The organism is Microcoleus sp. CAWBG58, from assembly GCF_020883045.1.
Taxonomy (GTDB): domain Bacteria; phylum Cyanobacteriota; class Cyanobacteriia; order Cyanobacteriales; family Microcoleaceae; genus Microcoleus.
Genome location: NZ_JAHRFA010000036.1, coordinates 1 through 24,646 on the forward strand (window position 1 = coordinate 1; position 24,646 = coordinate 24,646).

The window sequence follows — 24,646 nt, forward strand, 5'->3', positions numbered from 1 at the left end:
GGCTTAAATCATTGGTAAAAGTTATGTTGTGCTATCATAAAATTTATAAAATTTATATTACCAAGACGATCTCAAATTCACTCATTTTTACTAAATGCTGTTTTCTGACTTTTTCAGCAAGCCCTAATTACCAATTCCAATCCGCAATGCCCAATGCCCAATGCCCCATCCCTCCGCTTCGCTTCGCCCTGTTTGGCCAATGCCCTGTTTGGCCTTCTTCCCAATGCCCAATGCCCCATGCCCCATGCCCCATTACCCATTCCCAATTACAAACAAACTTTTAATGTTTTGTTTATTCTTCTGGCTAAAACTGTCAGGCAATCCGCGAAACCCCTGGAAATTCAGAAATTGAAACCCGCGAGTATCAGTCAGTAACTTTTGCGTAGAAGGTTTTTGAGCCGAAGTTGCAGCATGAGAGGCAATTTCTTTCTCTACTGTTAACACATTTCCGTAAAGATTGGCAATTATTTCTTGACCTCCGGCAGTCATTTTCAAATGCTGCAATCCTTCTTGAATGTAGGGATAGACAACATTCCAAAAAAACTTGGGATAGCCCGATCGCAAATCTGCTGGATTGCGGTAGCCTAGATTTTTATTACTACCTATTTCTTCAAATTCATAAAACAGCGCCGGTATTTTTTGCAAGTAGCGGGGGTCGCTGAGTTGACCGAGCAAATCTGCTGCCCGCACTAAGCCGGGATAATTCCCAGTACAAGAGTGTTCTTCGTCGTTCGGTACGGGGAAGCGAGTCAATTCAATATTGCGTATAATAGCCTCTGAATCAATCAAATCGTGACCTAAAAAATGTTCTTTTACAAACATTTTTCCCCTATCTATATGATATGGAGTTAAGCTAGCATCAGTTGTACCCGATTCTAGATAAATTGTATTGCTGTCAGTGCCTGTCGCATACAATCTTTCGCTTTGTCTATCTTGGGGGCAGATTCCTTTGACGTAACCGATATCGTGGCACAGCCAAGAAACGATCGCCTCTAGCCAATTTTCTGGGGAGATGTTTCCTTCGCTGAGGTATTTACCGCGCAATATTTCTTGCCCTACTAAGGTGACAAGAACTGTATGTTCGACGTTGTGATAAAGAGCGTCGCTGCTGGCAATATTTTCTAAAGCTAGGCTGACAACCTGTTCGATAAGTCTGGCGCTGTCAGATTTAATGTTCCCGTAAGTGGTTCGGTATCCAGCTTTTAAGCTTTCAGTTAAGGAACTGATGATGACTGTGGTGGGGTTCAACATTTGTAGTTACCTTGATGGCGGGTGATTGCGAACTATTGAATATTTGGAATTAGTCTGTCAGAGGAGTATTTTTTTTTCCAAGAAGTCATTTGTGCAGTCAATCTAAAATCTAAAATCTAAAATCTAAAATGGATCGACTGGCTGTTGGTTTTTATTGTCACCGATCGCAATTGGCGATCGCAACCAGAAAAGCTCATAAGTTTGACAGTTTTTGCGCCTCAGCAATTTCCCGCTGATTGGGGAGCTACGGCAATACCTCATAAAACCTCATAAAACCTCAGGAAAGCAAAGGAGCAGCTAACTCGACTCGGAATTTGCCGTGCAAGCCCTCAGCTCGGCTTCTCGCTTGAATCTTGACCCGCGAGGCTATACAATTTATAAAAATTCTTGCTATCAAGGAAGTGTGGGACTTTTTTCCTAAAACCAACCTACAACAGTCAAGCTCCCAAGCCCGATCGCCATCAGTGATTCCCAAATCTAAAATCTAAAATCTACAATCTCCAATCTCCAATCGAAATACCTTAGTACAAAAATGAATATTCAAGAAGCTTTAGAATTTATAGAAAACTCAGTTCACCTCAAAACTGGCAAACACCTCAACGATTTGGAAAGGCAGGTTTTTATCGGGACTTGGCAAGGACAAACCTATGAGCAGATTTACCCATTAAACCCGGAATATGTCGAAAAAGATGTAGGTTACAAGCTGTGGCAGAAGCTGTCAAGTATCTTGGGAGAGAAAGTTACAAAAAAGAACGTGCGAGGAGCCATAGCTAGATCCATAGCGCGGCAGGAAATGCGATCGGCAGAACATCTAAAACAGCCTTCCCAGACTGAACCGAGGAATGGGACAGATCGGGGAAAACGAGTTTTTATTAGCTATTGCAACCAAGAACCCGATCTGAGTTTGGCACTGGAGCTTGCCGAAGGCATAAATGCAACGGGACACCAAGTATTCGCTGCCAATATTGGGGCGGTTTATCCCGATCGCGAATCAGCAAAAAACTGGCTTTCTCAAGTTGACTTTCAATTAGAACAGTGTGACTATTTTTTATTGTTGCTGTCCGGAGAAACGGCAGTTAGTGAAATAGTTATGGAAGAATTGCGGAAAATCAAAGAATTGCGCTACAGACGGCAAAATCCGGCCCCTGCCGTGTTGCCAATTCGAGTCAATTATCCTCCCAGCATACGGCTAAACCACGACTTGCGGAACTACATAAACGATACTCAGCAGCGGGAGTGGACATCATCGGCTGACACGGTACTGCTCCTACAAGAAATCAACCAAATGCTGTTAGAAACAGTCGCTGGGGAAAGCACAGTACAGCCAGCAGGTACATCGCAAACAGATACAGAAGATGACATATCCGCAGGATTTATAGTTAATTTAAACCTGCTGGATCCAGAGCATTCTTTCCCTAAAAGTGCGACTCATACTGTAACCATTTCTCGGACTCTGCCGCTTTCAAATCCTCCATCACCCGCCGCAGAGCCGCAGATTCCCCAAGGACAAGTCAGGCTGGATTCGGCTTTTTATGTCGATCGCGTTCCCTGGGAAGCTCAGTGTTACAAGGAACTTTTGCAGCCGGGAACTTTAATTAGGATTAAAGCACCGAGACAAATGGGCAAAACTTCGTTAATGGCGAGGATTCTTTATCAGGCAAAAGAACAAGGCTATCGCACTGTTCCTCTGAGTTTTCAACACGCAGATGCTGCGTCATTTGCCAATCTCAATTCACTGCTGAGGTGGTTCTGCACCAAAATTACGCGCAAGCTGCGTTTGCCTCACCAGATTGACGATTATTGGACGGATACTTACGGCAGTAAAGATAATTGTACGGCTTATTTTGAAGATTTTTTGTTGTCGGAAAACAATGCACCGCTGGTCTTAGGATTGGATGAGGTCGATCGCGTTTTCCAGTATCCTACAATTGCCGATGATTTTTTTGGGCTGCTAAGGGCCTGGTATGAAGAAGCCGGATATGGCGACAGCGACAGCGAACTGTGGGCAAAACTGCGTTTGGTAGTGGTGCATTCAACAGAAGTTTACATTCCGCTGAACGTAAATCAATCACCTTTCAATGTGGGATTGCCCATAGAATTGTCCGAGTTTAGCGCCGAACAAGTGGCAGATTTAGCCAGAAGGCACGGGCTGAATTGGCAAATAAATATGGTGGAAAAATTGATGAATATTGTGGGGGGTCATCCGTATTTGGTGCGGGTAGCATTATATCACATTGCTCAAGAATTTGCTCTTTTCAATCGCCGATTTTCAGGTTCTGCAAAAGAACAAAAAGATTTAGAGGAAAGTTTAGATCGACTTTTAGAACTTGCTCCTACCGAAGCAGGAATTTACGGCGATCATTTGCGCCGTCATTTGTGGAATTTGCAAGAACATCAGGAGTTAGCAGCGGCTTTTAGCAGGGTAGTAGCAGCTAATGAACCTGTAGAGTTAGAATCTGTGCTGGCTTTTAAGTTGCACAGTTTGGGGCTGGTGCAGTTGCGGGGAAATGAGGTAACTGTGCGCTTTGAGTTGTACCGTCAGTATTTTGGCGATCGACTAAAATGTATTTAAGATTAATCTAATACCAATTTTTTATGAGGCTGCATAGAATTCCGATCACCCTGGCACCCCCCTTATCAAGGGGGGGACAAGATTCTTCTCAAAGTCCCCCTTCTTAAGGGGGATTTAGGGGGATCGAGATATGTGCAGCTTCATACAGAATTGCTATAACTTACAACACTCTTGCGGGAGGTAATAAAATGCCGTCTCCATTTCCCGGGGTAGACCCTTACTTAGAAAATCCTGAATTTTGGCCGGAAGTTCATCACCGCTTAATTACGGCGATCGCCGATGCGATCGGGCCTGCGTTGCGCCCGAAATACCGAGCGGCAATTGAAAAGCGGATTTATTTGAGCGAGACCGAAGATAACGATTTGTTGGGAATTCCCGACGTGACAGTATTCGATCGCCCCTCCACCGCTAGCCCATCTGTGATGACAGCAACGCTACCTCATTCCGAACCGATGACAGTTACGGTACCAATATTAGAAGAAGCTAGGGAAGGCTATTTAGAACTCCGAGAGGTAGGTACAAATCGGGTCATCACCGTCATAGAAATTCTTTCCCCAAAAAACAAACGCACTGGCAAAGGTCGAGAGGAATATGAAAATAAGCGGCAAGAAGTGTTAAGAAGTGCCTCGCATTTAATAGAAATTGACTTGCTCAGGGCGGGGAGACAAATGCCTGTAACGGGCGGGACTAACACGGATTATCGCATTTTAATTAGCAGGGCTAATCGCCCTCCAAAAGCTCAGTTATATGCTTTTACGGTACGAGAAGAAATTCCAGCATTTTTCTTGCCTTTGCAGCCGGGAGATATAGAATTTCAGGTAGATTTGCAAGCTTTGTTCAGCGGTGTTTATGACAGAGCGGGATTTGATTTGTCGATCGACTACGCTCAGCAGCCTGTCCCGCGACGGTCGGAAGAGGATGCTGTTTGGGCGCAGGCGCTTTTGCAGGAAAGGGGATTGCGGTGAACGGGGAGTCATTTTGGGCGATCGATTAAAATATCATGTCTAGGAGTAAAATAATTGATTCCGTTTGATTTTATAGTTACTGGTTCGCCAGTTTCTCTACAAACAAATAACCGAGCCAAACTTCAAGAGTGGAAAGCCAAAATTCGCGAAACGGTTGCCGAAGCCTTACCGCTCGGAATGTCAGCAACTAGCGAACCAGTTCAGGTCATCATCACTCACTATTGCTTTACTCAAATATCGGATTTAGATAACATTATTAAACCGATTGTAGATGCCATGAATTCTCTTGTTTACGTTGATGACAGACAAGTTAGCGATCTGACAGTAAAACGGCGCAAACTTACGGAATTCATCGATTTTACTGCGACATCTCCCTTGATAGCTGAAGCTTTAGCTGCCGCCCAAGAATTTATCTATGTTAAAATTGACCTACCAACCGAGCCGATGGAGCTAAATCAATGATAGCAGTCATAGAAAAAATAGAAGTAACAGAAATTGCTGAGATTGTCGATAAATATCGCCAGCAAGGTTATCAAGTGTTAGTAAAGCAGAGGGATTATGACTGGCAAAAATTTATTCAAAATCAGGAAATAGACTCGATCATTTGTACGGTTGAAAACTCGGTTATCGCAGCATTAAAGCCACGTTCTCCGGAGTCAAAAAGTCAAAATACTTCCGAAGAAGAGATGATGCAACCCTTGTATGACTATTCTCGTAAAGATTTAGAAGATATTCAGTTTTATATGAAAAAAGCATTAGAAATGATTGAAAAAGGTAATTTCGAGCTTGCCACTTGTTCGATCGGCTCTATTACTGAATCAGTGATGCGGATGGTAGCCGAACACCACTCGATTAATTTTGAAATTCAAGAACCGCCAATTTTAGCTCAAACATTTCTCGCTCACGGTTTGATAAATGAGGAGGATTATGAGTTTTTGGTGGCGGCGCTGGAAATTCGCGATCGCGTGATTTTTCAGCGAGAAAAAGTTACTGTTGAACTTAATTTGGCGCGCCGTGCTTTTGAAGCATTGCAGCGTCTGTTAAGTCAATCTGGACAAGTTGAAGGGTAATTAGGCTCTCAAAGGGCGATCGGCTGTGTATTCTACTCATTGAAAACAGGTTATGTATCAAGAAAAAAGCTCAGCCTACACTTACAAAGTTGGTGGACATTTGCCTCTAGATGTTTCCACTTATGTAGTGCGACAAGCAGATTCTGAACTTTATCAAGGCTTAACAAATGGTGACTTTTGTTACGTGCTGAATTCTCGCCAGATGGGTAAAACTAGCTTGCGCGTGCGAACTATGCACAAATTGCAAGCAGAAGGTATTGCTTGTGCGGCGATCGATCTAACTAAAATCGGTTCTCAAGATATCAATCCCGATCAGTGGTATGCGGGGGTGATCAGGCGTTTAGTTACCAGTTTTAAGCTAGATCTGAATTTGAGATCGTGGGTGCGGGAGCGAGAATTTTTGCCGCCCGTACAGCGCTTGAGCGAGTTTATTGAACAAGTTTTACTAGAAAATGTTCATGGTAAAATTGTAATTTTTATTGATGAAATAGACAGTATTTTGAGTTTAAATTTTCGGGCGGATGACTTTTTTGCCTTCATTCGTGCTTGCCATGAATTCGATCGCCTGACTTTTGCTTTGCTGGGGGTTGCGACTCCTTCGGACTTGATTCAAGATAAATACTGTACACCTTTTAATCTCGGTCGCGCTGTCGAATTGTACGGCTTTAAGCTGCACGAAGCTCAACCTTTAGTACAAGGTTTAGCAGGGAAAGTTAGCTATCCTGAGTCTGTTGTCGAAAATGTGCTGATTTGGACTGGAGGACAGCCGTTTTTAACTCAAAAGATTTGCAACTATATTTGGCGACAAGCCGAAAATTTCCCGGCAAAAATCCCTCAGGATAAATCTTCGATCGCAGACTGGGTTGAGAATTTAGTGCAGACGCAAATTATTGATAATTGGGAAGTTCAAGACGAACCGCCACATTTGAAAACAATTCGCGATCGCATTCTCAGAAGCGGACAGCGTACCGAAAATTTGCTGAAAATTTACCAGCAAATTTTAATTGCTTCTGATTCGTGTAGCGAAGCCAAGATTCCGGCTGATGAAAGCCTCGAACAAATGGAACTGCGATTGTCTGGTTTGGTTGTGAAAAGAGGGGGAATTTTAAGCATTTATAATAAAATTTATGCCTCTGTATTTAATCGAAATTGGACGAAAAAAGCTTTGGCTGCTCTCCAACCAGACTTTAAACAATTAGTTGCACATCAAGAACACAAAGTCCTATCTATGCTCAACAGTATGGAAGGCAGAGATTTTGAGGATGTGCTCTATGAAATTTTGGGTTCAATTACTATTAAACTAGGCGAATTGATGAGTGTCGATCGCATTTCAATATTTTTTATAGATAAAGATAAAAATGAACTGTGGTCGATTATTGCCAGAACGACAAACAGCAGTTCGACAAAGATTCAAATTATGGCAAACAATCCAACAGCAGGCAGAGTGACTATTTATAAAAAAGCTGTCAGCATTCCCAGCGATTTATCGGAAATTTGGTATTCCGATGTCGTGGAAGAGCAAGATAAAAAGACTGGTTACAAACTTTACAGCAATTTAACCTCACCTATGTTGAATGAAAAGGGAGATATATTTGCTTTTGTGCAGTTAGTTAATAAGTTAAAAAAACATCACGATCCGGCAGGAAATTTTTCTGACAAAGTCGAGATAGAAGGGTTTACAGAAGTCGATCGTACTTTGATCGGAGAGTATGTTCCAGCTATTCAGCGGTTGTTGGAAAGGTGTCAATCTTGTTATAAGTTAACTCAAAGATTGCAAGCTTCGGAAGCTTTAACGGAAGCAACGCGATCGGTTTCTCAAAGCAGCTTAGATTCGGAAGAAATTATCACTAAGGTGATGGAGGCTGCTAAAAGATTGATGAATGCCGATCGCAGCACTCTTTGGCTGTTAGAACGCGAGACAGGGCAACTGTGGACAAAAATCCGCTTTGAAGATGGCTCGGTTCGCGAACTCCGGATCGAAGTAGGACAAGGTTTTGCGGGTCAAGTTGCTGACAGCGGCAAACCTGTAAATATTCCGTTCGATTTGTACGAACATCCCGAATCAATAACCGCGAAACAAACTGACCAAAAAACAAAATATCGTACTTGCAGTTTGCTTTGTATGCCTGTTTGCAGTCCTGACGGTGAATTAGTGGCTGTCACTCAATTAATTAACAAAAGAAGACCGGGAGATTTCCCAGAATATGACCCGGAAACTTGGCCGGAAGCACCGGAATGCTTTCAAGACAGCTTCGATGCTAACAGTCAAAAATATATGCAAATTTTTAACACTCAAGTCGGGGTGGCCCTGCACAATGCGAGACAATTTGCGGCGATGAAACAGCAGGCTGAAGACCACCCGCAAAATGTGGTCAGCCAAACTCTGGCAATGCTAAATCAGGTGATGGACGGTCAGGGTTTTGATGATATTCTTGATGCTACTTTGCGATCGATTACTTTGAAAATGGGTAAGTCTTTGAATGCCGATCGCACTAGCATTTTTCTGTTAGACGAAGAAAAAAATGAGTTTTGGTCGATTATTGCGGAAGCCGATGCTGAGGGCGATCGATCGCTAGAAATTCGGGTTCCGGCAGATAAAGGAATTGTGGGTCATGTGGCTTCGACGAAACAAAGCATCAATATTCCGTTTGATTTTTACGACGATCCGCGATCGGAAACGGCAAAAGCATTAGATATCAAAAATGGATATCGAACTTATACTATGTTAACACTTCCTTTGTTAAATGACGAGGGTAATTTAGTAGCTGTAATTCAGCTAATTAATAAAATCAAAAAAATCGAGCGTTCCAGCTTGTCCTTGCAAGAAAAAATTGATTTGGAAGGGTTTACAAAACTGGATGAACAGCGGTTTGCCGAAGATGCGAATTTGATTCAAATGATTTTAGAAAGTTTCCGTACCTTTCACAAAACAGCCCGAGGACAAAGAGTTGCGGCTGCGTTGATGGCGGCTACTCGTTCTGTCAGCCAAAGCAGCTTAGAAATTGATTCGATTCTGCAACGGGTGATGGAATCTGCTAAGGAATTAATGAATGCAGATCGCAGCAGCTTTTGGGTAATAGATAGAGATGCCAATCAATTGTGGACAAAGATTCTTTTGCCAGACGGTACATTTTTTGAATTGCGTGTGGCGATCGGGCAAGGTTATGTAGGCCAAGTGGCCCAAATGGGAGTTCCTCTAAATATACCGTTCGATCTTTATGATTATCCGGGTTCTGAAACTTCTAAAAAGACGGACGAAAAAACCGGATATCGGACTTGCAGCTTGCTTTGTATGCCTGTTTGGAATCCAGACGGAGAGTTGATTGCTGTGACGCAGTTAATTAATAAAATTAAATCGGATGGCGACGATCAATCAATTGAATTATCGAAGAAAAATGTGCCGGAGCGTTTTCGGGCAAGTTTCGACCAAAGCGATCAAAATTATATGAAAATTTTTAACAATCAAGTGGGGGTTATTTTGCAGAATGCAGAATTGTTGGCGGCGGTTAAGCGGCAGGAACAAACATTGCGAAATAATTTGAGTTCGATCGGCGGTGATTAGCCGGTTCGTAGTGAGGACTTTAGTCCTTCTTTCTGAGGACTGAAGTCCTCACTACAAACTAATTACAGGTTCGTAGTGAGGACTTTAGTCCTTCTTTCTGAGGACTGAAGTCCTCACTACAAACTAATTACTCATGATATCGTTTCTGGTTTTATCGGAATGATTTAACCGCAGAGGACACAGAGAACACAGAGAGGGAATAGAGAGATTAATAATTCCTATGCAACCAGATTTGATATTACCACGGATTGCCAATCATAGTGAAGACTGTCCAGGTTCGTAGTGAGGACTTTAGTCCTCAGAAAGAAGGACTAAAGTCCTCACTACAAACTAATTACCAGGGATTGCCAATCATGGTGAAGGCGGCCCAATAATATGGATGGGCAAGGATTCGATCGCCCCGCGCGGCAATTTCCGGAGGCAAAATTAGAGGTAAAGCCAGCCCTTCGACTCGCAGCAGCCCGTCTTGAATCCGCACGCGCCCCCGCAGCATCTCCAATTGCGCTTGCCGCAAAGCCTCGGCTTTGATCGTCACATTCCCCTCGCGTCTGGGGGCGCGCAACTGCCGGTAAAACCCTGTCATCAGCCCCAAAGTTCCCTCATCGCTGACTTCCCACAAACTCGCTAAAGCCGATCGCGCACCGCTAGCTACCGCCAAACCCGCAAACCCCAACTCTGCCTCTTCGTCGCCCAAAGCTGTACTGCACGCGCTTAAAACTAAGAGATTCACTGGCGGTTCATTCCACCCCAACTTCGGCATTTCAGTGATGAGCAACTTAGTATCCCACAATTGAATGTAAGAATTAGTCGGTTGCCCGGGCTGGAATTCGCTGTGAGTTGCTAAATGAATGATGCCAAACGGATGATTTGCCCGCTGAGCTTGCAAGTTTCTGAGGGTAAAATCTTGATTCAAAAATGATTTTCCGCGATCGGGCGGCGCGATCGACTCTAACTCCACCGGTACCGCCGGTAATGGCGCTTTATCTTGAAATACCGACGCGCCCATCGCCAAAACTTCATCGTCAGCAATATTCTCGTAGCGGGTATCCGTCAAACTCAGACTCGGGATGACGCTAATGCTGTATTTTTCTACTAAAAATTGTTTTCCATCGTGAAGGGCAGCAAAGGGCAAGCTTCGCAAACCTGCTGCCGGAATTACAATTAAATTGTCAATTTTTAAAGCTGCCAATTCTGTCACTATTGGCGCAATTAACCACCGATAAATTTTTTGGGCTGCATCCAAATAACTGATGCTGTTTCTTCTTCTGGGATTAGTTATTTCGGTTTGCAGGGATTCTGCTAGTTGCAATACCTGCCAGCGGGTTATTGCGGGAACTAAAATGCGTATTGGTTGAGCGTTGGCTGTGACTAACACTAATTCTAACTGCTCCCCGTTAGGGATATCGGAAATTTCTTTGTCGGCTGGTTGGAGGCTCTTTCCTAACTTGTTTTCTAAGGATATAGGAGACTCGGATGTGAGGTTTTTGATTGCAGGAAATACATTAGATAAATTCCGACTTGCCACCAGCACCGAACTATTTTCTTTCGCTGCCCCGTTGGTTCCGCCGACCCAATTCATATAAATGATTGCCGATTTTACGCGGGTAATTTGTTCGTTTTTGCGAAGAGTTTCGTAAATTACCGACATATTAGTTATCGGCATTCTGGCGGGCAGTTTTAGATGTTTTTCGTACTCGCGAGTGAAGGTTCTCTCAAATGCTAAGACTCCCGAGCCTGCCGCATCGTATTTGCGAGAAGGAGCGAAAAGATCCGGGCTAATTGGAGAATCCTTGTCTCGATTTGGCGATCGCAATTCTACTTGCAAAGATGCCGGAAGCGATCGCCCAGGCTCAGGATTTACGGACACTGGAGTTGATGCGGGAGTTGATGCGGGAGTTGGTGCGGGAGTTGGTGCGGGAGTTGGTGCGGGAGTTGGAGTTGGTGCGGGAGTTGGAGTTGGAGTTGGTGCGGGAGTTGGTGCGATCAGGGAAATCAGATTTGGTAAACTTCCTTGGGTGTAAGTTTCCCCAAAAGCAAGACTGGGGAAAATAGTGTTTCCCTCGCCAGAATTAATGCTTCCCTTGGTTCCATTGTCGATCGCGCCGCCAACTAGAAATGGTCGATTGCTACCGCCTCCGTGCCGAATTGCGATCGCGCCACCTCCGGCACTTCCGGCAGTAGAAATACTGCTGGAAACATTGCCAGATGTATCGTCGGTGAACACATTGTTCGATCGAAACAAACCGAGGGTTGTTACATCAACGTTGCCACCTGTGCCGTCTTGTTGGCCACCTCTAGCATCGATAAAACCCAACAGAATGTTACCTGTCGCGCTGAGGGAGACGTTGCCACCGTTTCTCTGAGTGCCGCGGGAGGTGAGATCGAGAGCGGAAATTCCGGCTTGGGAGGTGAGGGCAATATTGCCGCCGATCGCTCCTGAAGCGTTCAAAGAGGCGGCAGTTAAAGGGCCTGTATTGCTTTTGAGTGCGATCGCGCCGCCTGTTCCCGTTGCCGATGAGGAGTCGATCGCACCGACAGTAACAGTATTTCCCTCAACTCGAATGCCACCGCCGTTGGAGGTAATATTGCCAGTTTTCAATTCGCGAGTTGCTTGCAGGTTGATGCTGCCGCCATCCGTCCTTAAATTGCCTTCTAAGAGTAGGTTTCCTGCGTTGATATCGGCTGGTAAACTGGCTCTGTTGCCCCCTCCGAGGGTAGCCGGATCTCGGGCGTTCAGGGTCAAATTGCGCGCGGTAATTCTGGAAGTCGCCGTGATGCTAGCAGCGTCAGCCGAGAGCTGGCCAAAGCTCTGAGTTTGACCGACGGGGCCGCCAAAAGTAATGTTACCACCAGCGCGCAGGGTCAAATTATTTGCGCCGCTGGGGGTGCTGTCGAGGGTATTGGCAAAAGTGATATTGCCGGTACTGGCGGCGAGGGTGGCGGTGCGATCGACTGTGACGGCACTGTTAAAAGTAATGTTGCCCGCAGTCGCGATCGTACCGGATAGCTCGGTACTGCGGCCGTTGACAGTCAAACTAGCTAGGGGCGCAGTTTGACCGACTGTACCGCCGAACAGCACTCGCTGAGCGTCAAGTCTCAGGGCGCGAGTTCCGTCTAGGTTGCCGGAAAACAGAATGTTGCCCCTAGCTTGAGTGCTCAAAGCTACATCAGCATTCAGGGAGAAGTTGCCTGTCAAAGTGAGATCGGCGCCGGATGTTGAAATGTTGGCACCGATCGCAGTTTGGGATGCGTCGAGAGTCAAACTAGCGCTGCCAGTCGTTCTCAGGGGATTGTCGATCGCGATCGAGTTGCCTTGAAGTGTCAGCGAACTGTTGAAGGTAGTGGGTGTGACGATCGCGATCGAGCTGCTGTTGGGACGCCCAATCGCGATCGAGCCAAAATCCGCTGCCAAACCAGCGATATCCGTTGCCGTTAAGTCCAAAATCCCTAAATTATCCCCAGTGCCGCCAATCCTAATTTGTCTGCCGTCATTGGGTTGCAAGCTAATTGTTCCCCCCGCACTGCTGGCGGAATTGTTGCCGCCCCTGAAGTCAATGCCGTTAGCAGTGAGAGCAATGTTACCACCGTTCGCATTCACCCGTCCCAGAGAGATGCTGCTAGCAAAAATGTTGATGTTGCCGCCTTGAGTCTCGATTAAATCGTTGGGATCGTTGACAAAAAAGACTCCGCCGGCTCTAAATGTGACGCTGTCTCCCCTTCTCGCTTGCAGGGAAAGTTGGTTGTCGGGCAAATCTTCGACGGTGATGAAGCCCGGAGTCTCTAAAACTACGTTGCTGCCGGCAGCCATCTGTTCCAACTGCGCGTCTGAGATCGATGTTTCAGCCAGCGATCCTGTGGCTTGAAGTTCCCCGCCAGTCGATCGCGCGCTGTTGTCGCCGTTACCGCTGACGATGGTAATATTTGGCGGATCGAGCAACAAATTGCCGATCGACCCATTAGGAGCGCGAGTATCGACCTCTCCTTGGAAAGTTAGAGCATTTTTGCCGGAAACTTCGACTCTGCCACCGTTACCTGCGGCAGTGCCGCCGCGAGCAGTAATATTGCCAAAGAAACCAGTAGTATTGTCCGACCAAATTACCGCTGCGCCACCGTTGCCGCGGTCGATCGCATTTGTGGCGATCGTAGAACCAGGACTAACATAAGTTACCTGGGCATTTAGCACCGGTTCGAGTCCCTGGAAACCGCCTCCGACGCGCACAACACCCCCGCCATCAATCCCCGAAGCATTAATATTTGCGCCGAACAGGCCGACTTTTTCGCCTAAAATATTTACCGTACCGCCAGTCTGGCCAGCAGGGGCCAATACATTTAGAGTACCCGAGACGATCGCACTTCCGGCAGTTACCGGCACTGTTTGGCCGCCCGTCAGTACCAATTCACCTTGTGCATTGGTTGTTAAACCTGTAGCCGAAGCTACTCCTGGGCCCGTCAGCAACTGAGGCAAAGCAGCCGGGGCGATCGCAGATTTTTCTGACTGCAAAGATGGAGTAATTTCTAAACTCAATAAATTACCCGCTTGACTGATGCGGACTGCATTTTGTCCCGGAACAGCAGCCACTGTAATTTGACCGGCCGGCGCCGATAATTGCCCGCTATTAATTACTGTACCGCCCAGCAAAGTTAAATTTTGACCGTTGCCAACTGCCAAATTTCCTGCATTGACAATTGCACCGACTTGTGAGTTATTAAAATTAAATTGATTGGGATTTCCCAGTAAAGCTTTATAATCATTAATTCCTGCCGAATTAAACCAGCCATCGCCGAAACCGATACCTGTAGCAGTTGTGGCGAAAAAAGAACCAGGCACGTTTAATCTGGCATTTTGACCGAAGACAATTCCCGCCGGATTCATCAGGAATAGATTTGAATTGCCACCGCTTACAGAAATTAGACCGTTAATGACAGAAACATTGTTGCTGGAAATCCGCCCTAAAATATTTTGAATATTTGGATTAGTGAGAAAATTGGCGATTTGACCTTCGCTGAGATTAAATTGACTGAAGCTGTGAAACAGATTGGCCCCGTTTCCCGACACTTGTCCGCCGCTAATGTTTAAGCGATTTTGCTCCTGATTGACAACAGTATTAGTGCCGTCATTCGCCGGAACGACAGATTGCGATCGCACTGCTATCGGTAGCAGCCAAAAACCTAATGTCAAAATTAAAGCAGAGCGAAAATAGGTCATTAGTCAGTTGTCAGTTGTCAGTTGTCAGTTGTCAGTTGTCCGTTGTCCGTTATCATGGGAGCAATTATCAATTCCCAATTCCCTGTTTGGCCGATGCCCGATGCCCAATGCCCAATTACCAATTCCCGATTCCCGATTCCCGATTCCCGATTCCCGATGCCCAATTCGCAATTCCCAATTCTAATCTATAGTAGTTTTGATTTTGTTTGAGCTGTAATGTTCCGGGAAAGTGCCAATAAACTTAAAAATGTCGATCGCGCGCCGGCACAGGTAGTTTGTCTGCTGAGTGCCAAGGGTGCCTCGTTCAGTCGATCGCACTTTCAAAGCGCCCGCTGCCATAATATCGGAAATATCATACAGATTTAATATTTATCTGTAGCAGGTGTCTTGACAAAACGATCGCTTTTGTGGTGTACTGATTGGATAGAAGAGCAGTCAAACCACGAAATCACTCGCTCCTGTGACGAAGAGTAGCCCCCGCTCAGGAAAGGAGCAAGAGGATAAAACCGAATTCATATAAAAGTAGGCATCTGGATTTGTAAATTAGTATTATAACGATTCAAAAAACGATAAGATGAGGTACAACTTAGATTTTAGATTTTAGATTAGGTGATTCGAGGATTGGGGGATTCGAGGATTGGGGAATTGTTCATTAATTGGTGAATATCTCATCTTTCCGAGAAGCACTATATAGCCTTTCTCAGAAAGATTTAGAATTGGGAATTGGGAATCGGGAATCGGGAATTGGCAATTTCTTGCCATGATAACTGTCAACTGTCAACTGTCAACTGTCAACTGTCAACTGTCAACTGTCAACTGAATTTTTGCATGAATTGGCGATCGATCCAATCTTTCCAGTACCACAGTAGCGATGATTCCCACATCCACGATCCGCGAGATGCGATCGCCCTTTTATTCCCAGTACCGATTAAGCCTAAATATTTTTCCTGCGGTATAAAGGGTTTCAGCGGTTTTGCCAATAAAAACTGCTGCAAATTTTCAAACAGCGGTTTGCCCTGACGCACGGCAAACACGCCTGCTTTGGGACGGGGATAATTAACCATCGCCGCGATGTCTCCAGCCCCAAATACGTTGGGATGAGAGACTGATTGCAGGCAATCGTTGACTTGCATAAAGCCGTTTGAGTCAGTTGCTAAACCCGATTCTCCGATCCAACGGGCGGCGGATGCTTGTGTCACCCAAAAAATGCGATCGCACTCAATCTTCAAACCAGATTCACAGTATATTTGGTAAATGGGCATCGGGCATCGGGCATCGGGCATCGGGCATCGGGCATCGGGCATCGGGCATCGGGCATTGGGCATTGGGCATTGGGCATCGGATGTTATTTGCATCATTTCTTGCTTTTCTACAGCACTGACTTTTTCCATTAGATGCAGTTGAATGCCGCGACTAATTAGAATTTCTTTCAGGCGGTGACGAACCCGTTTGTTATGTGCAGGCATCAATTCAGCACCGCTATGAAACAAATGAATTTTTAATTCTTCTTCCTGCTTAAACTTTCCTGTCTCATTGAAAATCCATCCGTTAAATCCGTTACAAAATCCGCTGCCGAACCCTTCTTCCTTCCCAAAACGAGATTGCATATTCAATGCTAATTCTACGCCGCCCGCGCCGCCACCAACGATCGCGATTCGTACAGGTTTTTCTCGATAGTTTTGCGTAGCAGAGATTAACTGATTCCAGCTATCTAAAAACTCCGGTACGGGTTTAGCTGGAATTGCGTATTCTGCCGCACCTGGAACTGATATAGTCGCGGGAGTGCTGCCGATATCCACAGACAGCACGTCAAAGTTAATTGGAGGGCGTGTTTGACAAATTACTAAATTTTTGTTAAAGTCGATCGCGATCGCCCGATCGACCAATATTTGACACCCGGCAAATTCGGCGAGCGATCGCAAATCGATATGACATTCAGCATAATCGTAAAACCCAGCAACGTGTCCCGGCAACATCCCCGAATAAGGCGCGTACAGGACATCGCTAATCAGAGTCAACCGCACGGAGGGCAGCGGTTTGATGCCGAACATTTTCAATACAATAGCATGACTGTGACCGCCGCCAATTAAGACTAAATCTTTCACAATTACAGATGTTCGATCGAAATATTCCTTTCCACGATATTGTACAGCACTTGCACTTCCGCAGACAGGACTGTCCGGTCAGGAGAGCTGGCGGTGTGTAATTAAGATTGGCCAGCACTTTTGACAAAATGCTCTCACTTACCCCCCGCCTACATCGCAGATTTTCAGCGATTGTACGATCGCACATTCAGCACAAATGGCTGTAGACTGTAGAGCGAGCAAATTTGATCGCCAAATTATGCCGGGGTGTGTTTGAAAGCTAACTCACCATTGATAATTATGACATTACGGATCGTGCCTCGCAGTTGGTCGCCATCGATTAAACGTTTGTTCCCACTGCTGTTTGCCCTCTCATTCATTATAGTATTGTTGGTCAATAATGCGATCGGGGCGATCGCCCAGCAACCCCGCCAAGAAATTCGCGGAGTTTGGATGACGACAAACGACAAAGACATCCTCAGAGATAGGCGCAAAGTAGCCGAGGCTGTCAGCCAATTAAAGCGATTAAATTTTAACACAATCTATCCCGTAGTTTGGAACTCTGGCTATGCAATGTATCCCAGCCCAGTCGCCCAAAAAAGAGACATTCAACCCTTTGTTTATAGAGGGTTAGACGGACAAGATACGATCGCAGATTTAATCGCCCAAGCCCACCGCCAAGGCCTGCTAGTAATTCCTTGGTTTGAATTTGGTTTCATGACTCCTCCCACCTCAGAATTAGCATTAAACAATCCCGATTGGCTGACTCAAAAACAAGACGGCAGTCAAACATCAAACGGTGCGGGCGGCGAAGTAGTTTGGCTCAATCCCTTTCATCCCGAAGTCCAGAAATTTATTACAGAACTCGTACTAGAAATCACCACTCAATACAACGCCGACGGCATTCAATTCGACGACCACATGAGTTTGCCCTCGGAATTTGGCTATGACAAATACACAGTGGCTTTGTATACCAAAGAAACAAAAAAAGCACCTCCAAGCGACTCTCAAGATCCAGCATGGGTGAAGTGGCGAGCCAATAAAATCACTGCTTTTATGTCCCAACTAAATCAAGCCGTCAAAGCAGCCAAACCCAATGCAATTTTCTCGATTTCTCCCAATTACTACGAATTTGCTTACAAACATCACCTGCAAGATTGGCTAGCCTGGGTGCGTTTGGATATTGCCGACGAACTGATCGTGCAAGTGTACCGTCCCAATCTAGAATCATTTTTGGACAAGATTAACCGTCCAGAAATGCGAGAATCGCAGCAAAAAATCCCCACAGGAGTTGGGATTATGACAGGTTTAAGAAATCGCCCAGTAGCCATAGGGCAAATTAAATCCCAGGTGCAAGCAGTCCAAGAATACGGCTTAGGCGCCGCTTTCTTCTACTACGAAAGCTTGTGGGAAGATGCACCCGAACCAATTGCAGATAGACTTTCTCAATTTAGCGCCTTCTTCCCGTCTTCTGCATTCCGCACAGCGCTACAAATGCCGAGACGCGCGGCAACTTTTCCTCCGCCTCCCCCGCCCAAACCAGACCCCAAAACTAAGCCAGGACAACCTACAAAAAACAGCCCACCTTCGCCCTCACCAACCACATCTAAAAAGTAAAAAGTTGTCATATAGCGGTTCTCAAAAAGATGAGGTACGTTGTTGGGCTTGGGCCCTCTTAGCTGAACTGGTTATGTAAGCTGTCAGTCATACCTCATCTTTCTGAAAAAGGCTATATCAAATGCGGTTACATCGGGATATTGCAGTGATTGCGAGCGAAGGTTTCGCGAGCGGGTACAGCACTAATAATAGGAAAATTATTGTTCGGATGCAAGCAAAAATAATATCATTCATCAATAATAATATCATTCATCAATCTTTTCCTAGTGGTGTTCCCGCTCGCCTGTTCAGTAAACTTGAATTGCAAAAATCGGAAAACACCTAAAATTATCTGCGTTCATCTGCGTTTATCTGTCTGACATCTGCGGTTGCAGAATCCATCCAAGACTTATGCAATGCAAGTCTAGTATACCTTAGCGTAATATCAATCATTAATCATCAATAAAAATGTCAAACAATCAAAAAATTGTATTACCAAAAATGGGCTGCGGTACTTGGGCTTGGGGCAACAGATTGCTCTGGGGTTACGATGAAAGTATGGACGAGGAATTGCAAGAGGCTTTTAATCTTTGCGTTAACAATGGAGTCACTTTATTTGATACAGGTGATTCCTACGGAACCGGGAAATTAAACGGACGCAGCGAGCAACTTTTAGGGCAGTTTTCCCAACAATATCAAGGTGCAAATCAAGACAATATTTGTATTGCGACAAAACTAGCGGCTTATCCTTGGCGACTGACGCGACAATCCATGATATCTGCTGGAAAAGCCTCGGCTGCGCGGCTCGGAAAGAATGTGGATTTAGTGCAAATGCACTGGTCTACAGCCAATTATGCACCTTGGCAAGAGGGGGTTCTTTTGGACGGTTTGGCAGACCTTTACGAGCAAGGATTGGTCAAGGGAGTGGGTTTATCTAATTACGGGCCGAAACGCTTGAAATGGGTGCATCAAAGATTTAGTTCGCGCCAAGTTCCGATTGTGACTTTACAAGTGCAATATTCGCTACTTTCTACCTATCCAGTAACAGAACTTGGATTGAAAGATGTTTGCGATGAATTGGGGATAAAATTGATTGCTTACAGTCCTTTAGCTTTGGGATTGCTGACTGGGAAATATTCAGAAAATGGCGCTCTTCCTAAGGGTATCAGAGGTGTGGCGTGCAAGCAGTTATTACCGGGAATGCGATCGCTTTTGGAGTGTTTGCGAGAAATAGCAGATTTCAGAAATAAGACGGTTTCGCAGGTAGCGATTAATTGGTGTATCTGCAAAGAAACGATGCCGATTCCTGGGGCGAAATCGGCGGCGCAGGCGGCCGAGAATATTGGTGCTTTAGGTTGGAATTTAGACTCTGGGGAGATTGCAGAATTGGATAAGGCGGCGGCAAGTGTAGATAAGAAAATGGTGCAGAATATATTTCAAACGAGATAACCCGGTTTGTAGTGAGGACTTTAGTCCTTCTTTAGTTTGTAGTGAGGACTTTAGTCCGCATCAAAGAGAGGACTGAAGTCCTCACTACGAACCTATGAATAAAGCTAATTGCAAAACTTTTCTACACACCTCACAAACATTTCTACACCCATCCCCAACGCAGTTTCATCAAAATCAAAACGCGGGTGGTGGTGCGGGAAAGCCAAATTTTTCTCGGGATTTGCCGAACCTAAAAAGAAATAACAGCCGGGGACTTCTTGCAAAAAGAATGACATATCCTCCCCGCCCATTGTTTGACATTCCGGTACTATTCCCGCAGGAGTTTCTACAACCGATTCTGCTACGCTGCGGACTAAATCAGCCATGCTGGAATCGTTGATTACTGGCGGATAAATCGAAGAATAATCTAGTTGGTAACTTGCACCGTGACTCTGACAAATTCCGGCAATTACCTGCTCGATGCGCTTAGAGAAATAACCTCGATATCTGGGATTGAAATAACGCACTGTACCGCCGATTTCGGCAGTGTTGGCGATGACATTGTGGGTGCGCCCTGCGTGGAATTGGCCGACAGTGACTACCGCAGAGTCGATCGGGTTAACATTCCGTGCGACAATTGCCTGTAGGGCGCTGACAATTTGGGCTGTAACGACGATCGCATCTACAGTCTGATGTGGCATTCCACCGTGCCCGCCCTTACCAAAAATCGTGCAATCAAAAACTTCCACAGCCGCCATCAGGGCGCCGCTGCGGACACCTACAGTACCTAAGGGTAGATTGTTCCACAAATGCAAGCCGACGATCGCCTCAACGTCAGGATTCTGCAAAACACCCGCTTCAATCATCGGTTTGGCGCCGCCCGGGCCTTCTTCGGCGGGCTGAAAGATGAACTTTACCTTACCCGAAAAACTGTGCTTGTGTTTGGCGAGATAACAAACAGTCCCCAGGGCGATCGCAGTGTGACCGTCGTGACCGCAAGCGTGCATAATACCATCATGCTGCGATCGATAATCCACCTCATTTTCCTCTTGAATCGGCAAAGCATCCATATCCGCCCGAATTGCCAAAACCCGCCCAGGCTTCCCGCTGTCAATAGTTGCGACAACACCCGTTTTAGCAATATTAGTTTGATGCTCAATTCCCCATTCCTGCAACTTTTCCGAGACAAACTGTGCTGTTAAATTCTCGTCAAAACCCAACTCCGGCTTTTGGTGCAAGCGGCGCCGCCATTCGACTAGCTGAGGCTGCAAATTTCTAATTTCCAGCCGCAATTGAGATAAATCGACATCTGTTAAATTGGGTAAAGTAGAAACCATATTAGTTGTTAGTTGTTAGTTGTTATTTGTTTACTTTTTAACTGACTCTACCAGATAACCAGTTAAACAATCTGTAAAACTCTCTCTTTTTCTTCTCTGTGTTCTCTGTGTTCTCTGCGGTTCAAATAAAATCTTATCTTTTAACCACAGAGGCCGCAGAGTACGCAGAGAAAGAGAAGATGAAAAACAGTTAAATAATCTGTAAAACTCTCTCTTTTTCTTCTCTGTGTTCTCTGTGTTCTCTGCGGTTCAAATAAAATCTTATCTTTTAACCACAGAGGCCGCAGAGTACGCAGAGAAAGAGAAGATGAAAAACAGTTAAATAATCTGTAAAACTCTCTCTTTTTCTTCTCTGTGTTCTCTGTGTTCTCTGCGGTTCAAATAAAATCTTATCTTTTAACCACAGAGGCCGCAGAGTACGCAGAGAAAGAGAAAATTTAAAAATAGAGGTATTCAGAATACGGTTATTTAGCAATCTGAGGTATTAAGTTTGCCCCCGGAAGTAACCGCTCTAAATCTAATTCTGATGCTGATGCCGCTAATTTTTTCAGGTCATTTGGATCGTCTAAATGTGGCAAAGTACCCAACACGGGAATTTGAGTCAGAGACTGGATTAAATCGATCGGCGCAAAATCGGCAATTTCTTGTTCCGAACAAGCTTGAGGGCAATTGAGGACAATGCCTCTAAGCTTAAAACCCGTGTGTCTGGCGAGGGCAACGTTTGCTACAGCTTGCCCGATCGCACCTAACCTCACAGGTACCACCAAAACGCCCCTCAGCCGCCAATCTCGGGCAATATCCGCCACCGTCAGTTCCCGCGTTACCGGCGAACCCAGCCCTCCCAAAGCTTCTACCAGCACAAATTTCTTGCGCTCAGTCAGGCTTTGCAGCGCCGTCCAGACTTTTTCGAGTTCGATCGGTCTCCCCTCGCGTTCGGCAGAAATTGGCGGTGCTAGAGGCGCGCTAAAGTGCAGCGGATTGAGTTCTTCGGGGGATTGGTCGAGGCTAAACAAACGGGTGTAGAGTTCGCGATCGCCCGTGCCGGTTTGCAACAGCTTCATAATTCCCAAACTGCGATCGGGAAAATACATTTGCCAATAAGCAGCCAGAGCACTGGTCAAAACAGTTTTGCCCGCGTCGGTATCAGTTCCAGCAATCAGCAGCGAGTTCATTCGGGAATAGCTAGTAAGTAATTGGCTTCCACTTTAGTCTAGAGGAATTTTGCCAGAACTAGGGTGAAGGCGCAGGAGTCGGTGCAGGTTCCGGAGATGGCGCAGGAGTCGGTGCAGGTTCCGGTGACGGCGCAGGAGTCGGTGCAGGTTCCGGTGACGGCGCAGGAGTTGGTGACGGCGCAGGAGTTGGTGCGGGCGCAGGAGTCGGTGCGGGCGCAGGAGTCGGTGCGGGAGTCGGTTTGGGTGCGGGAGTCGGCGCGGGTGTCGGTTTCGGCGCGGGAGTTGGCGCAGGAGTCGGTTTGGGTGCGGGAGTTGGCGCGGGTGTCGGTTTCGGCGCGGGAGTTGGCGCGGGTGTCGGTTCAGGTGTTGGCGTGGGTTCTGGCGCTGGCGTTGGTTCAGGTGGTAGCGATGGTGTAATTTCTGGCGAAGGTTCTGGGGTGATTTCCGGCGAAGGTTCTGGTGTGATTTCCGGGGAAGGTTCTGGGGTTGGGCTGGGTGAAGGTTCTGGAGTTGGGCTTGGTAAAGGTTCCGGGGTTGGGGTTGGCGAAGGTTGCGGGGTTGGAAGCGGAGTTAGTCTCGGCGCCGGAGTTATGATTGATGGCGGTGTCGGAGTGGCTGTGGGCTTTGGTTTGCTGTTGAGAAATGAGCCTACTAATGCCCAGGAACCAAAGCCTGTCAAGATGACTAAGCCAGTTAAAAGTCCGATCGCAGCGGCGGGATTGTCCCACAAAGAGCCACCAGCAGGCTCAATTAGCGGATCTGGCTGGTTTTGCGGCCCGCCACTGACGGGAACAGGCTCGGGTTCGGGCGGCCTTCCTACGGCTACCGTTGCTATTAGTGAAGGATTGGGCTGCACGACTGCTGATGCTGGTGGTGCAGTTGGCGCGCTAGATTGAGGCTTAGGATTAGTTTGGGCGTCAAGTGCTTGAGCGACTTCGCTGACAGATTGATATCGATCGCCCGGAGAGCGATTTAACATCCGATTCAGCACCAAAGCCAAACCAGCGCTCACCTGTACTTGCTGCTGCCAATTCCAATGCAACGTTGTTTGATCCAGCAATTCCTGCGGTTCTTTGCCTGTCAGCAGGACGATCGCCGTTACAGCTAAAGCATACAGGTCGCTGCTGGCCGTTGCGCGCCCGCTTTGCAATTGTTCCATCGGCGCGTAGCCAATTTTACCCACAGTTGTCGCGTGGGCTGTTCCTTCGGGAGACTGAACCTTGGTAGCGAGTTCTTTCACCACTCCAAAGTCAATCAGTACCGGGAGTTGGTCGTTTTCGCGGCGGATGATATTTTCTGGCGAGATGTCGCGGTGGATGATGCCCCGGGCGTGGATGTGAGCCAGTACCGGCAACATTTGTCGGAGAAAGACTAAAACTTCGGCTTCGCTGAAGGTGCGACTTATAGAAGGATCGAGCAACAGTTCGCGGTAAGTCATCCCTTCCACGTAATCCTGCACTAAAAACAAACGTTGATTCTCTTCAAATATTGCCCGAAACTGGGGAATTTGCGGGTGGGCAATTTGGTAAAGTATTGCCGCCTCTCTTTGAAACAATTCCTTCGATTTTTCCAAAACGTAAGGCCCGCTTTGCATCGGAATCAATTCCTTGAGGGCGCAGCGTTCTTTAAACCGCCCCTCGTCTTCTACTAAATAAGTCCGACCAAATCCCCCTTGACCTAAAATACTTACCAAGCGGTAACGGTTTTGTAGGAGAGTACCAATAGCAATAGGTGGCTGCATAAGTTTTAAGTAGAAATTGTTAAAAAATAGACGATCGCTCGCAGGTTTAGCTAGACAGGCGGGAATCCCCAGTCCATAATCTTTGATTTGGAGTGGGATGAGAGCCGAGCGATTGAGGAGTTCCACCCGATCGCGAAACCGACAAACGTAGTTCTCTCCGAGTGGTCGGGTGGGTGACGAATGAGCATTCCTTGCAATAATTCTGGTAAAATCATCACATCTTGGATCAAAGAATAACAATCTGGGTCTAAGTCAAAAAGTTTTCATGTGACAAGTGGGGCTGGACGTGTTCCTCACTATAAAACGCCGTAGAGGGAAAGAAGGAGTACCTTGAAGGAAGATCTTGATATCCTTAACAGGACTCAGATGCTTACAACATACCGCTTGCGGTTGGTGTAGGAGCGTCACTAATCCTAGGTCTTTAATGCCCAAGAGCTTACTTCACTGGCTGTAGTTCCCAGTCCCGACGAAAGTTAGCATTTTACATTTTTTTGAGCAACTTTGAGAAATTGGATTTTTTCCAAGTCAAGCAGGGACAAGAGCATCTCATTTTTTGCCAAAAATATTTTTTCTTTGAGTGCTGTCCCCGCTCGCGATATACACCTCGCGAGCGGGGACAGCACTATGAAAATGCAAAACTGAAATGCCCCCAACAGAGACAA

16 protein-coding genes are annotated in these 24,646 nt (G+C 46.2%); 7 read left to right on the plus strand and 9 right to left on the minus strand.

Annotated elements, in window-relative coordinates; translation table 11 throughout:
- Positions 1-252 precede the first annotated feature (252 nt).
- Entirely contained in the window at positions 253-1,251 is a 999-nt protein-coding gene (locus QZ918_RS17275) for an Npun_R2479 family HD domain-containing metalloprotein (RefSeq protein ID WP_293337064.1), read from the minus strand.
- 123 nt (positions 1,252-1,374) lie between these two features.
- Positions 1,375-1,512, minus strand: coding sequence for a hypothetical protein (locus QZ918_RS17280; RefSeq protein ID WP_293144362.1), 138 nt, complete (start codon positions 1,510-1,512; stop codon positions 1,375-1,377).
- Between the two features lie 271 nt (positions 1,513-1,783).
- Here QZ918_RS17280 and QZ918_RS17285 point away from each other — a divergent pair, with 271 nt between their 5' ends.
- The 5 genes from QZ918_RS17285 to QZ918_RS17305 all read left to right on the plus strand — a co-directional run bounded on the left by QZ918_RS17285 (position 1,784) and on the right by QZ918_RS17305 (position 9,420).
- Complete coding sequence (locus QZ918_RS17285) at positions 1,784-3,823, plus strand: AAA-like domain-containing protein (protein ID WP_293337066.1); 2,040 nt, start codon at positions 1,784-1,786, stop codon at positions 3,821-3,823.
- A 188-nt stretch (positions 3,824-4,011) separates the two neighbouring features.
- Positions 4,012-4,788, plus strand: coding sequence for a DUF4058 family protein (locus tag QZ918_RS17290; protein ID WP_293337068.1), 777 nt, complete (start codon positions 4,012-4,014; stop codon positions 4,786-4,788).
- 54 nt (positions 4,789-4,842) lie between these two features.
- Positions 4,843-5,250 (plus strand): RusA family crossover junction endodeoxyribonuclease, encoded by a 408-nt coding sequence (locus QZ918_RS17295; protein ID WP_293337070.1) that lies wholly within the window; start codon positions 4,843-4,845, stop codon positions 5,248-5,250.
- Positions 5,247-5,858 (plus strand): hypothetical protein, encoded by a 612-nt coding sequence (locus tag QZ918_RS17300; protein ID WP_293337072.1) that lies wholly within the window; start codon positions 5,247-5,249, stop codon positions 5,856-5,858. The genes QZ918_RS17295 and QZ918_RS17300 overlap by 4 nt, the downstream gene beginning before the upstream one ends.
- 52 nt (positions 5,859-5,910) lie before the next feature.
- Complete coding sequence (locus QZ918_RS17305) at positions 5,911-9,420, plus strand: GAF domain-containing protein (RefSeq protein ID WP_293337074.1); 3,510 nt, start codon at positions 5,911-5,913, stop codon at positions 9,418-9,420.
- A 334-nt stretch (positions 9,421-9,754) separates the two neighbouring features.
- Here the strand turns inward: QZ918_RS17305 and QZ918_RS17310 are convergent, their stop codons facing one another.
- From QZ918_RS17310 to QZ918_RS17325, 4 genes are all read right to left on the minus strand, one after another.
- The gene (locus QZ918_RS17310) at positions 9,755-14,626 is read right to left on the minus strand and encodes a CHAT domain-containing protein (protein ID WP_293337076.1); all 4,872 of its coding nucleotides are present in this window, start codon (positions 14,624-14,626) and stop codon (positions 9,755-9,757) included.
- Between the two features lie 17 nt (positions 14,627-14,643).
- Entirely contained in the window at positions 14,644-14,790 is a 147-nt protein-coding gene (locus QZ918_RS17315) for a hypothetical protein (protein WP_293337078.1), read from the minus strand.
- 16 nt (positions 14,791-14,806) lie between these two features.
- Positions 14,807-14,965, minus strand: coding sequence for a hypothetical protein (locus QZ918_RS17320; protein ID WP_293144380.1), 159 nt, complete (start codon positions 14,963-14,965; stop codon positions 14,807-14,809).
- A gap of 473 nt (positions 14,966-15,438) precedes the next feature.
- Entirely contained in the window at positions 15,439-16,731 is a 1,293-nt protein-coding gene (locus tag QZ918_RS17325; protein WP_293337080.1) for an FAD-dependent oxidoreductase, read from the minus strand.
- A 279-nt stretch (positions 16,732-17,010) separates the two neighbouring features.
- Here QZ918_RS17325 and QZ918_RS17330 point away from each other — a divergent pair, with 279 nt between their 5' ends.
- Together QZ918_RS17330 and QZ918_RS17335 are read left to right on the plus strand one after the other, a co-directional pair.
- Positions 17,011-18,327: a glycoside hydrolase family 10-like protein gene (locus tag QZ918_RS17330; RefSeq protein ID WP_293337082.1), complete on the plus strand. Its 1,317-nt coding sequence runs from the start codon at positions 17,011-17,013 to the stop codon at positions 18,325-18,327.
- Positions 18,328-18,774: 447 nt separating this feature from the next.
- Positions 18,775-19,755 (plus strand): aldo/keto reductase, encoded by a 981-nt coding sequence (locus QZ918_RS17335; RefSeq protein WP_293337084.1) that lies wholly within the window; start codon positions 18,775-18,777, stop codon positions 19,753-19,755.
- A gap of 104 nt (positions 19,756-19,859) precedes the next feature.
- Here the strand turns inward: QZ918_RS17335 and QZ918_RS17340 are convergent, their stop codons facing one another.
- The 3 genes from QZ918_RS17340 to QZ918_RS17350 all read right to left on the minus strand — a co-directional run bounded on the left by QZ918_RS17340 (position 19,860) and on the right by QZ918_RS17350 (position 23,984).
- Positions 19,860-21,071 (minus strand): M20 family metallopeptidase, encoded by a 1,212-nt coding sequence (locus QZ918_RS17340; RefSeq protein WP_293337086.1) that lies wholly within the window; start codon positions 21,069-21,071, stop codon positions 19,860-19,862.
- A gap of 464 nt (positions 21,072-21,535) precedes the next feature.
- Entirely contained in the window at positions 21,536-22,243 is a 708-nt protein-coding gene (gene bioD, locus QZ918_RS17345) for a dethiobiotin synthase (RefSeq protein WP_293337088.1), read from the minus strand.
- A gap of 58 nt (positions 22,244-22,301) precedes the next feature.
- Positions 22,302-23,984 carry a serine/threonine-protein kinase gene (locus tag QZ918_RS17350; RefSeq protein ID WP_293337090.1) on the minus strand — a complete coding sequence of 561 codons (1,683 nt, stop codon included), beginning with the start codon at positions 23,982-23,984 and terminating at the stop codon, positions 22,302-22,304.
- Between the last annotated feature and the right edge of the window lie 662 nt (positions 23,985-24,646).

Coding starts and splice junctions, on each gene's coding strand:
- QZ918_RS17275 (WP_293337064.1), bottom strand. CDS start 1,251: ATGTTGAACCCCACCACAGTCATCATCAGTTCCTTAACTGAAAGCTTA.
- QZ918_RS17280 (WP_293144362.1), bottom strand. CDS start 1,512: ATGAGGTATTGCCGTAGCTCCCCAATCAGCGGGAAATTGCTGAGGCGC.
- QZ918_RS17285 (WP_293337066.1), top strand. CDS start 1,784: ATGAATATTCAAGAAGCTTTAGAATTTATAGAAAACTCAGTTCACCTC.
- QZ918_RS17290 (WP_293337068.1), top strand. CDS start 4,012: ATGCCGTCTCCATTTCCCGGGGTAGACCCTTACTTAGAAAATCCTGAA.
- QZ918_RS17300 (WP_293337072.1), top strand. CDS start 5,247: ATGATAGCAGTCATAGAAAAAATAGAAGTAACAGAAATTGCTGAGATT.
- QZ918_RS17305 (WP_293337074.1), top strand. CDS start 5,911: ATGTATCAAGAAAAAAGCTCAGCCTACACTTACAAAGTTGGTGGACAT.
- QZ918_RS17310 (WP_293337076.1), bottom strand. CDS start 14,626: ATGACCTATTTTCGCTCTGCTTTAATTTTGACATTAGGTTTTTGGCTG.
- QZ918_RS17320 (WP_293144380.1), bottom strand. CDS start 14,965: ATGGCAGCGGGCGCTTTGAAAGTGCGATCGACTGAACGAGGCACCCTT.
- QZ918_RS17330 (WP_293337082.1), top strand. CDS start 17,011: ATGACATTACGGATCGTGCCTCGCAGTTGGTCGCCATCGATTAAACGT.
- QZ918_RS17335 (WP_293337084.1), top strand. CDS start 18,775: ATGTCAAACAATCAAAAAATTGTATTACCAAAAATGGGCTGCGGTACT.
- QZ918_RS17340 (WP_293337086.1), bottom strand. CDS start 21,071: ATGGTTTCTACTTTACCCAATTTAACAGATGTCGATTTATCTCAATTG.
- bioD (WP_293337088.1), bottom strand. CDS start 22,243: ATGAACTCGCTGCTGATTGCTGGAACTGATACCGACGCGGGCAAAACT.
- QZ918_RS17350 (WP_293337090.1), bottom strand. CDS start 23,984: ATGCAGCCACCTATTGCTATTGGTACTCTCCTACAAAACCGTTACCGC.